Annotated in this window: 14 protein-coding genes and 1 tRNA gene; 5 read left to right on the top strand and 10 right to left on the bottom strand. The window is 41.8% G+C overall.

What is annotated here, in order from left to right; all coding sequences use genetic code 11:
- Position 1 precedes the first annotated feature (1 nt).
- Positions 2-78: transfer RNA gene (locus PHY84_RS05000), tRNA-Met, on the bottom strand.
- Between the two features lie 223 nt (positions 79-301).
- Between PHY84_RS05000 and groES the strand changes: the two genes are divergently transcribed.
- Both groES and groL read left to right on the top strand, forming a co-directional pair.
- On the top strand, positions 302-562 hold the full coding sequence (gene groES, locus PHY84_RS04995; RefSeq protein WP_299858260.1) for a co-chaperone GroES: 261 nt from the start codon (positions 302-304) through the stop codon (positions 560-562).
- Between the two features lie 89 nt (positions 563-651).
- The gene (groL, locus tag PHY84_RS04990) at positions 652-2,280 is read left to right on the top strand and encodes a chaperonin GroEL (protein ID WP_299858259.1); all 1,629 of its coding nucleotides are present in this window, start codon (positions 652-654) and stop codon (positions 2,278-2,280) included.
- Between the two features lie 36 nt (positions 2,281-2,316).
- On the opposite strand, the gene PHY84_RS04985 is transcribed toward groL, so the two are convergent.
- From PHY84_RS04985 to tpx, 3 genes are read right to left on the bottom strand one after another with little or no spacing between them, the layout of a single operon-like run.
- The gene (locus tag PHY84_RS04985) at positions 2,317-3,849 is read right to left on the bottom strand and encodes a diguanylate cyclase (RefSeq protein WP_299858257.1); all 1,533 of its coding nucleotides are present in this window, start codon (positions 3,847-3,849) and stop codon (positions 2,317-2,319) included.
- A complete protein-coding gene (locus tag PHY84_RS04980; protein WP_299858256.1) occupies positions 3,846-4,676 on the bottom strand; it encodes a substrate-binding domain-containing protein in 831 nt (276 codons plus the stop codon). Before PHY84_RS04980 ends, PHY84_RS04985 begins: the two co-directional genes overlap by 4 nt.
- 3 nt (positions 4,677-4,679) lie before the next feature.
- A complete protein-coding gene (gene tpx / locus PHY84_RS04975; RefSeq protein WP_299858255.1) occupies positions 4,680-5,189 on the bottom strand; it encodes a thiol peroxidase in 510 nt (169 codons plus the stop codon).
- Positions 5,190-5,442: 253 nt separating this feature from the next.
- Between tpx and PHY84_RS04970 the strand changes: the two genes are divergently transcribed.
- Positions 5,443-5,670: a hypothetical protein gene (locus PHY84_RS04970; RefSeq protein ID WP_299858254.1), complete on the top strand. Its 228-nt coding sequence runs from the start codon at positions 5,443-5,445 to the stop codon at positions 5,668-5,670.
- On the opposite strand, the gene exbD is transcribed toward PHY84_RS04970, so the two are convergent.
- Genes exbD through PHY84_RS04940 form a run of 6 tightly spaced genes read right to left on the bottom strand, consistent with a single transcriptional unit; the run spans position 5,671 to position 10,404 of the window.
- Positions 5,671-6,063 (bottom strand): TonB system transport protein ExbD, encoded by a 393-nt coding sequence (gene exbD / locus PHY84_RS04965; protein ID WP_299858253.1) that lies wholly within the window; start codon positions 6,061-6,063, stop codon positions 5,671-5,673.
- The gene (gene exbB / locus PHY84_RS04960; protein ID WP_299858252.1) at positions 6,056-6,517 is read right to left on the bottom strand and encodes a TonB-system energizer ExbB; all 462 of its coding nucleotides are present in this window, start codon (positions 6,515-6,517) and stop codon (positions 6,056-6,058) included. The genes exbD and exbB overlap by 8 nt, the downstream gene beginning before the upstream one ends.
- Positions 6,518-7,348, bottom strand: a complete 831-nt coding sequence (locus tag PHY84_RS04955) for a HAMP domain-containing sensor histidine kinase (RefSeq protein ID WP_299858251.1) — start codon at positions 7,346-7,348, stop codon at positions 6,518-6,520.
- Positions 7,338-7,991, bottom strand: coding sequence for a response regulator transcription factor (locus PHY84_RS04950; RefSeq protein WP_299858250.1), 654 nt, complete (start codon positions 7,989-7,991; stop codon positions 7,338-7,340). The genes PHY84_RS04955 and PHY84_RS04950 overlap by 11 nt, the downstream gene beginning before the upstream one ends.
- A complete protein-coding gene (pyrC, locus tag PHY84_RS04945; RefSeq protein ID WP_299858249.1) occupies positions 7,984-8,991 on the bottom strand; it encodes a dihydroorotase in 1,008 nt (335 codons plus the stop codon). The genes PHY84_RS04950 and pyrC overlap by 8 nt, the downstream gene beginning before the upstream one ends.
- 54 nt (positions 8,992-9,045) lie before the next feature.
- The gene (locus PHY84_RS04940; RefSeq protein WP_299858248.1) at positions 9,046-10,404 is read right to left on the bottom strand and encodes a phosphomannomutase/phosphoglucomutase; all 1,359 of its coding nucleotides are present in this window, start codon (positions 10,402-10,404) and stop codon (positions 9,046-9,048) included.
- Between the two features lie 108 nt (positions 10,405-10,512).
- Here PHY84_RS04940 and pepN point away from each other — a divergent pair, with 108 nt between their 5' ends.
- Positions 10,513-13,071, top strand: a complete 2,559-nt coding sequence (gene pepN / locus PHY84_RS04935; RefSeq protein WP_299858247.1) for an aminopeptidase N — start codon at positions 10,513-10,515, stop codon at positions 13,069-13,071.
- A gap of 155 nt (positions 13,072-13,226) precedes the next feature.
- Positions 13,227-14,696: an FAD-dependent oxidoreductase gene (locus PHY84_RS04930; protein WP_299858246.1), complete on the top strand. Its 1,470-nt coding sequence runs from the start codon at positions 13,227-13,229 to the stop codon at positions 14,694-14,696.
- The last annotated feature ends 23 nt before the right edge of the window (positions 14,697-14,719 follow it).

Raw genomic sequence — 14,719 nt, 5'->3', positions numbered from 1 at the left:
GTGGTGTCAGAGGGGGGACTTGAACCCCCGACCCCCGGCTTATGAGACCAGTGCTCTAACCAGCTGAGCTACCCTGACATCTTTTAAGAGGCAGAATTATACTTGTTTAAAACTTTAATTTACCTAAGAAATAGAAAAAAGAGTGCTAAAAACTGACATAAGCAATTAAATGGATTGTTGTGTCAATTAGATTGAGTTGAAATGATAAGATATGTTTAGTCATATAGACTAAGAGCATTGACTTTGTTACCTTTCTTTTGTATCATTGCGATTCTAAACACTATTATTTAAGGAGTTTTGTATGAATTTTCAACCGTTAGGAAAAAGAGTCCTAATCAAAAGAGTAGAAGAGGCAAATACTACGGCAAGTGGTATTATTATTCCTGATAATGCGCAAGAGAAACCTTCTCGCGGTGAGGTTGTAGCGGTAAGTTCTGAGGTTAGTGAACTTAAATGCGGTGACGTTGTTCTTTTTGGAAAGTTTTCCGGCAGTGAAGTTTCGCTTGATGGTACGAAATATCTGGTTTTGGAAGCAGAAGATATTTTTGGAATCATTAAATAAAGTTCTTGCAAACCAAAGATTCTCAATTTGGAATCTAATTTTTTAGCTATGCAAAAAAGTCTAATAAAATAAAAACTAAGGAAATAAATATGGCAAAAGAGATAATTTTTTCAGATAATGCAAGAAATGCCCTTGCTCGCGGTGTTGCAAAACTAACGGATGCGGTAAAAGTGACAATGGGACCTCGTGGTCGCAATGTTTTGATTCAAAAGAGCTATGGAAATCCGGTAATCACAAAAGACGGTGTTTCTGTTGCCAGAGAGATAGAACTTAGCGACAAGTTGGAAAACATGGGTGCAACGCTTGTAAAAGATGTCGCTTCAAGAACGGCTGATGAGGCGGGAGACGGTACTACAACAGCTACTGTTTTGGCAAATGCTATCTTTTCTGAGGGTCTTAGAAATGTCACTGCAGGGGCAAATCCTATCGAAGTAAAAAGAGGAATGGATAAAGCTTGCGAAGCTATTTTGGCAAACCTAAAAGCTTCAAGCAAAGTAATTAACGGCAAAAAAGATATAGCACAGGTTGCTACTATCTCCGCAAACTCTGATGAGCAAATCGGAAATATGATAGCAGAAGCTATGGACAAAGTTGGACAAGACGGCGTTATTACCGTAGAAGAAGCCAAGGGAATCGTTGACGAGCTTGCAGTTGTTGAGGGTATGCAGTTTGACCGCGGATACTTAAGCCCGTATTTCATCACAAATACCGAAAAGATGGTAGCGGAGATTGAAAATCCGTGGATTTTGCTTGTTGAGGGCAAAGTAACATCACTTAAAGATTTGCTTCCTGTTTTGGAACAGGTTCAAAAAACTTCCCGTCCGCTTCTTATCATCGCCGAGGATGTAGAGGGCGAGGCACTATCAACATTGGTTGTAAACAAACTTCGTGGCGTGTTAAATATCTCTGCCGTTAAAGCTCCAGGGTTTGGCGACAGAAGAAAGGCTATGCTTCAAGACATAGCGGTTTTAACTGCCGGAACTGTTATCTCTGAAGAGACGGGACATACACTAAGCGGCGCTACTATCCAACACCTTGGACAAGCTTCTCGCATTGTTATAGACAAAGACAATACTGTTATCGTAAACGGTGCAGGAAAGGCAGAAGCGGTTCAAGCAAGAGTTGCGGAGATCAAAGTTCAAGTCGCTGCAACTACAAGCGAATACGACAAAGAGAAGCTTCAAGAGAGACTTGCAAAACTTAGCGGCGGTGTTGCGGTTATCAAAGTCGGTGCGGCAAGCGAAACTGAGATGAAAGAGAAAAAAGACCGTGTCGATGATGCGCTAAGTGCTACAAAAGCGGCTGTTGAAGAGGGTATAGTTATCGGTGGCGGAGCTGCTCTTGTTCGTGCGGCGGCTAAAGTAAAACTAGATTTGAGCGGTGATCAAAAAATCGGTGCAGAGATAATCTTGCGTGCTATAAAAGCTCCGCTCAAGCAGATAGCAGCAAATGCAGGCTATGATGCCGGTGTGGTGGTTAATGCAGTTGAAAACGCCATAGATGAAAACATAGGCTTTAACGCTGCAACGGGCGAATATGTCGATATGTTTGAGGCTGGAATCATCGACCCGTTTAAAGTGGGACGTGTGGCACTTACAAATGCTACGTCTATCTCAAGCCTTCTTTTAACGACAGAAGCGGCGATTTACGAGATACCTGAAGAAAAACCTGCTGCTCCCGATATGAGCGGTATGGGCGGTATGCCGGGGATGTACTAAAAACTCTCCTCGCATGGGGGATGCCCCCATTAAGTGTTAACACTCTACGAATGTTGCGCAGTTTCTCCCTTTTCTTTTGCTTTCATAGAGTGAATCATCTGCTATTTTAAGTAGTTTGTCCGGATGCAAAGAGGCGTCTGGCAGACAATTTATAATTCCAAAGCTCATGGTTACAAATGGCGCAGTTTTTGAGTCTTTATGCTCTATGCCAAGCGCTACAACTCCAATTCTTGCTTTTTCTACCAATCTTTTAATCTCTTCTGGGGGAGTGGATGGAAGAAGAATAACAAACTCTTCTCCGCCATAACGTGCAACAATATCCATTTTCCGACTAAACGATGATTTTAGTACAGCTGAAACTTTTTGGATTACACCATCGCCCATCTGATGTCCGTATGTGTCGTTGTAGTATTTAAAATAGTCGATATCACACATGATGATAGAGAGTGTTGTCCTCATGCGTTTGACACGCTCTATTTCTCTCTCAAAAGCCTCATTAAAATAGCGGCGATTGTAAAGTCCGCTAAGCTCATCGGTTGTTGCAAGTGTGTCTAAGAGGATGTTTTTTTCTTTAAGTTCATTAAGGATGCTCATCTTTACGGTGACGTCACGATTTGCCACGCGCACTCCTAAGAACTCTTTGTTTTCATTATAGACAGGACGACAGATGTGGTCTATGTTGACTACATGCCCATCTTTTGTAATAACTCGAAATTCCACACCCTGTGCGTCCTCTTCCGGTCTGTTTGGAAGATGTGCCTCTTTGACGTGCTGCATCCAAAGAGACATATCATCAGGGTGGATAATGGTAGTTAAAAGAGAAGGACTGTTTATAAACTGTTGTGCGGTATAGCCGGTTATTCTCTCAACTGAGGGGGTCATAAAGATAATCTCCTTCTCTTTTCCTACCCAATACTCCCAGTCGTATGTCCAATTTGCAACAATGCGGTACTTCTCTTCGTTTTTTTGCAGTTTTTCGCCAAACTCTTCAAGTGGACGGATAACTCGTTTTGGGATAAGATAAAGACCGTTGAAAAGTGCAACAGATAAAAGAGTTAACGCCAAAATAACGATAAGCAACGCAAATGCTTTTTCTGCATTCTCTTCTTGTTCCATAAAATAGTTGTTTAGTTTTTCTGTCTGTTTTCCAAGATGAAGGGTATAAATGCTTACCTCTTCAAGTGCATTTTTTGCATCTTCCAAGCGATTTTCTTTTGAGTAGGAGACAGCACTTATAAGTATCTTGTAGAGTTGTTTATAGCTCTCCATCAAGGAAGAGGTGTCATAAGATGAGCTCTTTTTGAGTTCTACCATCTCATCATATATCCGATTTGAGAGATTAACCGCTCTTAAAAATACTTCATCATTTTCCAAAAATGTGGCATTGAGCGTTGATGAAATCATTTTTTCTATATTTTTTGTCAATTCTGCAGAGTGCTCATGTGCTTTTATCATAGCATTTATGTTGAAATGGAGAAAAAAGTACATAGCCAAGAAGCTGAGTATGGTCGCGATGCTTGTAAGAAGCGTAGGAAGCCATAGGGTACAATAGGAGCATCTTGTCTTCATCTTTCTACCGCCACAAAACCAAGTTTCTCTACTGTTTGTTTAAATAGCTGATTTTTGCTCCATTCGATAAATTGGGCTGCTTTTTTATTATCTTTATTCCAAACAAGGTTTAGCTCCCGTATAAGAGGATAGTGCCTGTTTTTAATCGTTTCTATAGATGGGAATACACCCTCAATGCTGCTGATATGAATAGGATATGACATGTCTTGATAGCGTTTAGCCTCGCCATAAGAGACATAGCCGATAGAGTTTTTAAGTCCGCAGACCCAAAGAAGTGAGTTTATGTTTGACTCAGCTTCCCACGCATCTGCTCTGATAAGTTTTACATTTATAGGTAAATTTTTGTGGCGAGGACTTATTAGACCCGTGTATGCTTCAAAAGTAGCTAATGTTCCTCTGTCTATGGCTTTTGAGATAACAGTTATGTTATCACATTTCCAGCCTATCTCTTTGCACTCTTTTATAGTTCCGTTATAGATTTTGATAAGCATCTCTTTTGTAAGGGTAAGATTTGGCTCACTGTTGGTATGTATTATCGCTACTGCATCATAAGCGATAGTTACGTACTCATAGCGGCTTTTCTCTTCTTGGCTCAAATCTCTTGAAACCATGGCAATATCCGCCATTTTTTCTTTTAGTTTTTTTAACCCGCCTTCGCTTCCGCCTCCCTCGACTACAAGCTCGATTTTCATAGCATCAAAGTACGGTTTTGCAAGCTCTTCTATGATGGACTGAATGGTTGTTGCACCGCTTATCACTAAGCTGTTTTTTTTAATTTCATCTGCCTGTAAAAATAGTGCAAAAACTAAAAAGAGAAAAATTTTCAATGGCTATCTCGCCTGCTTTATCGCTTCAAGAGCCGCTTCATAGTCTGGCTCAGATGTTACTTCCGGAACTATTTCTTTATAGACTATAGTTCCGCTTCTATCAACTACAAAGACCGCTCTGGCGCTAAGACCTTTGAGTTTGTTGTCATCCATCAAAACACCATACGCAAGGCTTACGCTTTTGTCGATGTAGTCACTCACAACCGTTAGGTTTTCAATGCCTGAAGTAGTACAAAAACGCTCCGAAGCAAACGGCAAGTCCATAGAGACAACGGTTGTTTCGCAGATGTCGAGGTTGTTTACATCCTCGTTAAATCTTCTTGTCTCTGCCGCACATGTGTCTGTGTCGAGTGAGGGAACTGTAACGATAAGCTGAATTTTGTCCTTTGCACCGCCGATTTCTACATCGTTAAGATCTGTTCCGATAGCCGTTACCACCGGAGCAGTATCTCCAACCCCAATGGCATCTCCTACAAGAGTAACTTTTGTTCCTTTAAATTTTGTTGATTGCATAAACATCCCCTCTTTTTTGATTATGGTAACATAAAAAATATGTAATTCAACTTTTTAAACTTCTTTTTTGATTATAATTTTGGATGTAGTAACTGACCTTACGTACTTTTGTAAAAAGTTTGTAAGCACATTGTGAGTCTCGAAAAACATAGTTTTTCGTAGCTTTAGGGGGTTCTAGGGACTTTAGTCCCTGCCACTAAAACGGACGAGTTCGTTTTAGTGCGTAACAACAGATAGTAACTTTGGAGAAAATATGCAAAATCCCTTTGAAACAGGTCATATTAAAAATTATGTTGTGTTATATGTGAGTGTCGTAATAATTATGATTCTTTTCTTTTTTGCTACATCTCTTTTTCATGATGTTGAAGTGGTCGAGCAAAGAGTTTTTGAACAAGAGGGTAAAAAAGAGAGGAAACAAGAGCGCAGCGATGAACAAAATAGTTCAAAACCGCAATTTAAGCTCTTAGAGAAGGGGTACTAACTACTCTTTTGTCACAATGTAAAGCTGTTCATGGTTAAGGCGTTTTAGTATGTCCATCACGCTCACAAAGTCTTGAAATCTTGACTCTTTGTCGCTTCTAAGAACGACCGTCTGCTCTTTTGAGAGTGCGGAGAGTTTTGTCTCAAGAGTTTTCAAGTCAACCATCTCTTTTTCAAAAAACATCTCTCCTTTGTCATTGACATAAACGGTAACTTCCTGCTTTGTATCCTCTTTTTTTGAGGCTTTTGCTTTGGGAAGCTCTATGGGGATAATGCCTTGGTTGACAAATGTTGCGGTTGTAAGAACCATCACTAAGAGAACAAGCATGATGTCGATAAAGGGGATAACATTTATCTCGTCAAAACGTTTTCTCTGCTTTTTGAATTTAGCCATTGTTCGTTACTTGTTTTTTTTCTTGCATAACATCAAAATGGGTCAAAATCTTCTCTACTTTGCGCAAAAGCATAGTGTAAAAAATGATAGCAGGCATCGCAACCACAAGTCCCATAGCCGTAGCTTTTAGTGCAAGGGCAAGACCTACCATAATCTTTTTTGCATCAATCGTACCGACCTCACCCATTGTGTAAAACGTAAGCATTATCCCTATGACTGTTCCTAAAAGCCCAACGTATGGAGCATTTGAGCCAATCACACTGATAACGCTGAGGTTGTTTGTAAGCTCCATCTCCAGCGTGTCTCTGTTGTCATAATCGCCTAAGCGCAGTGAGCTATAAAACATCATACGCTCTATAAATAGCCAAAGAGTGATAACGCTCATAAGCAGAAGAAGCCCCATAACTCCGTAGTCTAATGTTGCTTCCGCATACGCCAAGATACCGTTTTGCATCTATTTTTCCTTAAATGTTAATGTTACTGTCGTGCCGTCGCCTACTTTGGATTTGAAGCCAAGCAAGATGTTGTTTGTATCACAAAAGCGCTTTACCATACTTAGCCCGATTCCAAAGCCTCGCATATTTTGGTTACTTTGATAATATCTGTCAAATATCTTTAAAAGTTCTACTTCATCCATCCCGCAGCCATAATCTTTGATGGCGAGCGATTGGTCGTGCAATGTTATATCTATTTTGTGAATATTTAGTGAATATTTTACTGCATTGTCCAAAAGATTGTCAATGACTTTAGATAAGCCCACCCTGTCGCTTTGTATCTGTAAGGGTGCGAGTTCAAGCGAAAATGTGATGTGCTGGTAGATTTGTTTCAAAAAGGCAACTCTGTTTTGGACAAGTTCGTCAAGTGCGATAGTCTCGTGCGTAATGTTTGCACTTTGAAGCTTTATCATATAGTCAAGTTCGTTGTAACGCTGTTGGAGCATCTCACACGCACTCTCGATTCTCTGCGCTCTTTTTTGTTCCTTTTCGCTTGCAAGAGCATTTTTGAGCATACCGATATTTGTCTTGATGGTGCTGATGGGAAGGTTGAGTTCGTGGAGCGTCTCGGTGGAGAGATTTTGCAGATTTTTGATGTACTCTGCAAGCGGGTCGATGGAGAGCTTGGCGATAACAAAGCCTCCAAAGAGTGTAAGCGTGAGCAAAATCGCAAAGAGCGGCAAAAGATTTTGCAGCTGTACAAAAACTACAAAATAGTAAAGCACCCCCAAAAGAGCCGTGACACTTAGAACATAGAAGAGAAAGACAGCGATACCGAGATTACGAAACAAGTTTGTATCCGATACCGCGAATATTTTCTATGCTAAGTTGTGGAAGAAGCTGTTTGATACGGTTGATATAAACTCGCAATGCCCCCTCGCTCCCGCCCTCGCTGCTGCTCCAAAGCGTATCCAAAATCATCTCTTTTGGCACTGTTGCGTTTACATGTTTGACAAGAAGCAAGAGAAGCTCATACTCTTTTTTGGAGAGATCAAGCTCTTGGTTGTTGTATAAAAAGCGTTTATGCAGAGCATCGTTGCAAAGCAGTCCGATACATGAGACACTCTCGCTCTTTGCTCTTTTAAGAAGTGCGGATACTCTAAGCAGAAGTTCGTCATTATCAAAAGGCTTTGTGACAAAATCATCTGCACCGCAAAGAAAACTTTTTTTGAGCATCTCTTTGTCTTTGTGGGAGGTGACAAAAATGGCGGGGGTGGTGTCTTTTGCATCACGCAGCTCTTGCAAAAGAGTGTTACCGTCAACCAGTGGTACATTGATATCAAGCAGATAGAGGTCAAACTTTTGCGCAAATGTTTTCTCTAGTGCACTATGCCCATTTGCAACGTGAACAACCTCAAAGCCGTTTTCTTCAAGCAAATCAACAAGAGACTCTGCAAAAAGCAGGTCATCTTCAAGGAGTAAAACCTTACTCAACGCTTCTTATGGCCCAGTTGATTGTTTGGTTTGCAAGCATCGGAACGACATTGCTGTAGTGTGGCGGCACGACAAAAGGGCGTTTTTCTAAAACTATCTCTTTAAACTCAGGACAGATTTTGTAGATGCTTTGTGCGTTGTCGCTTACAAATGCCTGTAAGTTTTCAAGCTTGTTGTATTGTTCAAAGATTTCACAGAGGATTTGCAGAGCGATTGGTGCGCTAAAGACACCCGCCGCACATCCGGAACACTCTTTTTTCTCTTTTGGATGCGGCGCTGAGTCTGAACCAAACATCACTTTTGGATGCGCTTCAAGTGCAACGCTTAAGAGTGCATCCAAATCTTCAGGACGTTTTGCGATGGGCTTGCAGAAGTTGTGCGGCATCATCATGCCGCCCACGACATCATTGAGGGTAAAAAGAAGATGGTGCACGGTAATGGTCGCATAGAGGTTTTCGTACTTATCCAGCATCGCCACCGCCTCTTTTGTGGTTATATGCTCCATTATGATTTTTAAATCAGGGAAGTTTTGCGCCAAAAGCTCATAGATAGACATAAACTCCGCCTCTCTGTCCATCACAAAACCATCCGTCTCGCCATGCACGCAAAGAGGAATGCCAAGCACGCTCATAGCTTCAAGTGTCGGACGCATCTCTTCTATGTCAAATGATGAAACTCCGCCCTCTGAGTTGGTTGTAATCCCCGCCGGATAGAGTTTTATAGCCACAATATGCTCCGCCACGCTTGTGAGAAACTTTTTGTCATAGTTTTTGTAAAAAAGTGTCATGTAAGGCTCAAAGAAGTTGTTTGGCACAGATGCCATAATACGTGCTTTATAGGCTTTTATCTCTTCAAGTGATACAACTGGAGGCACAAGATTTGGCATAACCAAACCACCACTGAAACTGTATGCACTCAAAGGTGCAATGTTTTCAAGCATCACGCCGTCTCGCAGGTGCAGGTGCATGTCCAAAGGCATCAAAAGTGTATGAGTTTTCATCGTTTATCCTTTATTTTCTATCACAATATTGGCGCAATTATAGCAAAACTCTTTTTAAAGAGCGTTTTTTGCCTCTAAGATAAGCGCATTAATCGCCTCTTCATACTCTTTTGCCTCTTCTTTTGAGGTCGCTTCAAAACGGGTTACCAAGATAGGCGTTGTGTTGGAAGCACGTACCAATCCCCATCCATGCGCAAAGTTGATACGCACGCCGTCCACATCAATGATGTTTTTGATAGCAGGAAAAGATGCAGGAGGGTTTTTAAGAAGCTCTTTTACTTTGTCGATGATTTTAAACTTCTCGGCTTCGGTTGTTTTTACTTTTATCTCTTCTGTTGAGAAAACCTGTGGAAGTTTTGCAAGCTCTGCATCAAGGTCAACCCCGTCATGAACAAGCTCTAACATACGAAGCGTTGCGTAGATTGCATCATCATAACCGAAATAGCGGTTTTTGAAAAATACATGTCCGCTCACTTCACACGCCAAATCCGCTTCTATCTCTTGCATCTTTACTTTAAGATTTGAGTGTCCGGTTTTGTACATGACCGCTTTTGCACCGCGTTTCTCAAGCTCGTCATACATCACTTGGGAACATTTTACCTCGCCCACAACCGTCGGTTTGTCCATCTTCATCGCATATAAAAGAGCCATCATGTCGCCCTTGATGTTGTTTTTATGGGTGAGAACTGCTATACGGTCTGCGTCGCCGTCATAAGCAAAAGCGATATCGCCATCTTTAGCAAGAAGCTCTTTTATATCTTCAAGATTGTGTTCATCGGACGGGTCTGGATGGTGGTTGGGAAATGTTCCGTCAGGGTCAACATAAAGTCCTTTAGTGTGTAGCCCAAGTCCCGCAAAAATCCTCTCTGTCACGATGCCCGCCACGCCGTTGCCGCAGTCATAAACGATGCGTGTCGGCATCCCTTTGAGGTGTGCAAACTCGCTTACCAAAAAGTCAACATAACGAGAAGTTGCGTCAATCTTTGTCACATCTCTAACAGCGTTAGGAACACTCGACATCGCTTCACATTCACGCCCGAGTGCATAAATCTGCTCGCCAAAAAACGGAGCTTTATCTATGGTGACCTTAAAACCGTTGTATTCGCTCGGGTTGTGTGAGCCTGTAATCATTACAGAAGCAGAAGCAAGCACACCGTCAAACTCGTTGTAGTTGCAAAAGTAGTTTACGGGTGTTGGAACCATGCCCATGTCCAAAACCTTTTTTCCTCCTGCATTTAGTCCGTGAACAAGGTACTCAAAAAGGATAGGCGAATGGCTTCTCGCATCATACCCGACCGCAACATATTCACCCTTGATTTTTGACGCAAGCGCATACCCGATGCGTGTAACGCTCTGTTCATTCAACTCTTTTTCAAAAATCCCTCTGATGTCATACTCTCTATAAATACTCACTGCTTTTGCCTTTTGTTGTTTTATGATGTAATTTTACTACATTTCTACTTTTTTGGGTGTTAGAGGTACCCTTATGCTATTATTATAAAAAAATTTAAAAGAAGCAATATGAATAAAGTAGAAACTATTTACCTAAAAGATTATAAGGTACCTGAATTTACTATCAAAACTTGCGATTTGGTTTTTGAACTCTTTGAAGAACATACTCAAGTAACCAACTTGATGCAAATCGTAAAGATGGATAAAAGCGTAAAAGATTTGGTGCTTGATAGCGTACATCTTGAGCTTTTAGAAATTTATCTTGATGATAGAAAACTTGATGCAAGCGGCTATCGGGTCGAAGAGGAGCATTTGATAGTTTTGAATGTTCCAGACACATTTAAAGTTATCGTTATCAACAAAATCTACCCACATCTCAACAGCGAACTTGAGGGGCTTTACAAATCCGGAGCTATCTTTTGTACGCAAAATGAGCCTGAGGGTTTTAGACGTATTACCCCGTATATAGACCGTCCCGATGTTATGGCAGTGTTTAAAACAACGCTTGTAGCGGACAGAGGGCATTATCCCGTACTTCTTAGCAACGGAAACAGAGAGTCCAACTTTAGGCTTGATGACGGCAGGCACGGGGTGACTTGGTTTGACCCGCATCCGAAACCTTCCTACCTTTTTGCGCTTGTTGCGGGAGATTTGGGCGTTATGGAGGATAAGTTTATCACAAAAAGTTCCAAATATGTAAGGCTCTACATCTACACAGACAAAGGCAACGAATCCAAATGCAAACATGCCATGAAGTCGCTTAAAGAGGCGATGAGCTGGGATGAAGAGGTGTATGGACGGGAGTATGATTTAAGCATCTACAGCATAGTGGCGGTGGATAGCTTCAACATGGGTGCGATGGAAAACAAGGGGCTAAATATCTTCAACTCCGCTTATGTTCTGGCGGATGAAGAGAGTGCAACGGATGCGAACTTTATGGGGATTCAGAGTGTCATTGCCCATGAGTACTTTCATAACTGGACAGGCAACCGCATCACATGCCGTGACTGGTTTCAGCTCACACTCAAAGAGGGATTGACGGTTTTTCGTGACCAGTGCTTCTCTGCGGATTTGAACTCCAAAGAGGTGCAGCGCATAGAGGATGTTAAGGCTCTAAGAGAGAGACAGTTTGTGGAAGATGCCTCGCCCACTGCACACCCCATCCAACCCGATTCGTACATGGCGATAAACAACTTTTATACCGCAACGGTCTATGAAAAAGGGGCAGAGGTTATCCGCATGCTTCACACGCTTTTGGGTGAAAAGAAGTATAGAGAGGCGATGGATTTATACTTTGAGAAGTTTGACGGACAAGCGGTACGCACGGATGACTTTTTGTGGGCGATGAGCAGTGCGGGCAAGCTTGATTTGGAGCATTTTAAGAGATGGTACCACCAGTCAGGCACGCCAAAACTTTTGGTGGATGAGAAGTTTGAAGATGGCAGATATACGCTCACGCTTACTCAGGTTATCCCAAATGCAGTCGATGGAAGCAAGCAACTTCCTTGCTTTTACCCGCTAAAAATGGCACTTTTAGATGCGGGCGGCAAAATCGTGGAGGAGAAAACGCTTCTTATCTCAAAAGAGAGCGAAGAGTTTCATTTCAAACTTGCATCCAAGCCTGTTTTGTCTCTAAACAGAGATTTTTCCGCTCCCATCATCATAGAGCAAAAAGAGAGCGATTATGCCTTTTTGATGCAGCATGACACAAACAGTTTTGTCAAGTATGAATCGGCGCAATCCTTTGCGCTTGAGGTTATTCAGGCATTGATGCGTGGCGGAGAGATAGACGAGGCGTACGTGGAGGCGTATGGGTATGTGCTTGAGAGTTCGCTTGACCTCTCCTACAAAGCGCTTCTTTTAGAGCTTCCAAGTGTCTCGGCGATTATGCAAAAAGAGGAAGTTATCGACTTTGAGTGCATTTATGAGGCAAAAGAGAAGCTCCAAAAATATCTCGCACAAAGATACAAAGAACAGCTTTTGGCACTTTATGAGCAAAATCACAAACCGTACTCAAAAGAGCTGGATGCACAAAGTGTAGGTGAGAGAAGTCTCAAAAACCGCATGCTCAAACTTCTGGCTTCCATTGAGAGTGATGAGGTGGCAGCCATAGCGCATGAGCAGTACAACAATGCCATAACGATGACGGATAAAATCGCTGCGCTTGATGTTTTGGAAAATATCTCGCCAATGCGTGGGGCTGTTGCGTTCAATGATTTTTACAAAAAACATAAAAACGAAACGCTGGTAATGCAAAAGTATTTCTCCATTTTGGCGGCTTCGCATAGAGAAGGAACACTTGATAGAGTTATGGCGCTTCAAAATGATGATGTTTATAATGAACTTGTTCCAAATCTTGTCCGCTCGCTTATCGGCACATTTACTAGAAACTATAAATATTTCCATGCTAAAGATGGTTTGGGTTACAAGTTTGTAGCGGACAAAATCATAGAGATAGACAAGATAAACCCTCAGATGGCATCATCTCTTGCCGGAGCATTTAAAATTTATGAAAAGCTTAATGAACAGAACAAAAACGTGATGCTAAAAGAGCTTGAGCGTGTAGTTTCTACACACTCTATCTCAAAAAATGTTTATGAAATTATTGGTAAAATAATTAAATTATAAAATTTGCTAATGAAGATTGTCCTAATTACGGCTTCTTTTTACATAATATAATATTATCATATAATAATTATTTCTTATTTTAAACTACTATTTTTTTCCTTTTTAAGATAGAATGAAAGCGAAGTTTTTAGACTTTTAGTAAAAAGGATATTTTTATGGCTAGAGTAGTTGTTTTAGGAGGAGGCGTGTCAGGTCATACCGCTGCAACTTTTGCAGCGGAGTGGTTGGGTTCGGCACATGAGGTTGTTGTTGTAACTCCAAATTCAAAGTGGAACTGGATTCCATCAAATATTTGGGTTGGAGTCGGTGGCATGAGCAAAGAGGACGTTACGTTTGATTTGGCTCCTGTGTATGCAAAAGCAGGCATTACTTATAAGCAGGCGAAAGCTGTTTCTATCAACCCTGAGGGGAGTGAAACAAGTGACAAACCTTTTGTCACTATTTCATACACTCTTGCAGGTCGTGAGGGCGAGAGTGAAAATGTAGAGTATGACTATCTCATCAACGCTACGGGTCCAAAACTTAACTTTGGAGCAACTCCGGGACTTGGCGATGCCAACGGTCTTGGCGAATTTACGGTCTCTGTTTGTACCGCGGACCATGCCGTACATGCAAATGAGGAGTTCCAAAAATGCATAGAAAAGATGAAAAAGGGCGAGCGCCAAAAATTCCTCATCGGTACGGGACATGGCTTGTGTACATGTCAAGGTGCGGCTTTTGAGTATATTTTCAACATCGAACATGAGCTAAACAAAGCTGGTGTTCGTGATATGGCTGATTTGAAATGGATTTCAAATGAGTCGTTTTTGGGCGACTTTGGAGTCGGCGGACTTCATATGAAGAGCATGGGATTTGCAGTCAGCTCAAAAATCTTTGCAGAATCGCTCTTTACGGAGAGAAATGTTGACTGGATTATCGGTGCGCACGTAAACAAGGTTGAAAAAGGAAAGGTTCATTATGAACTTCTTGACGGTTCTATGGGAGAAGAGGAGTTTGACTTCTCTATGCTCATCCCTCCGTTTGCAGGTGTGGGGCTAAAAGCGTACGCTAAAGACGGCTCAGATATCACAAGCACGGTTTTTGCTCCAAACGGCTTTATGAAGGTGGATGCCAACTATGCGGCGGGCAGTTACGATAACTGGAAGGCAAGCGACTGGCCAAAAACATACCAAAATCCGACGTATGACAACCTCTTTGCTTGCGGTATAGCATTTGCACCTCCTCATCCCATCTCAAAACCTATGAGTTCTCCAAACGGGACACCGATAGGTCCAACTCCTCCAAGGACAGGTATGCCATCGGGCATCATCGGCAAAGCGGTTGCACACAGCATCTGTGATAGAATCTTAAAAGGCAAAGATGCGCCGTTGCATGAAGCTTCTATGGCACACATGGGTGCGGCGTGCGTGGCAAGTGCAGGAAAAGGTATATTTGACGGAACGGCTGCCGCTATGACGATATACCCTGTTGTTCCCGATTTTGAAAAGTATCCAGGAACCGGTCGTGATGTAGATTATACTTTTGGTGAGATAGGTCTTGCCGGACACTGGATAAAACATATTCTTCACCACTTGTTCCTCTGGAAAGCTAAGCTTAAACCAGGCTGGACGATGATTCCTGAATAAAAAAATATATATAGAGGAGATAT

Source organism: Sulfurimonas sp. (genome assembly GCF_028694605.1).
Taxonomy (GTDB): domain Bacteria; phylum Campylobacterota; class Campylobacteria; order Campylobacterales; family Sulfurimonadaceae; genus Sulfurimonas.
The sequence above is the reverse complement of the archived record's forward strand: the minus strand, read 5'-3'. Positions and strand labels throughout refer to the sequence as shown.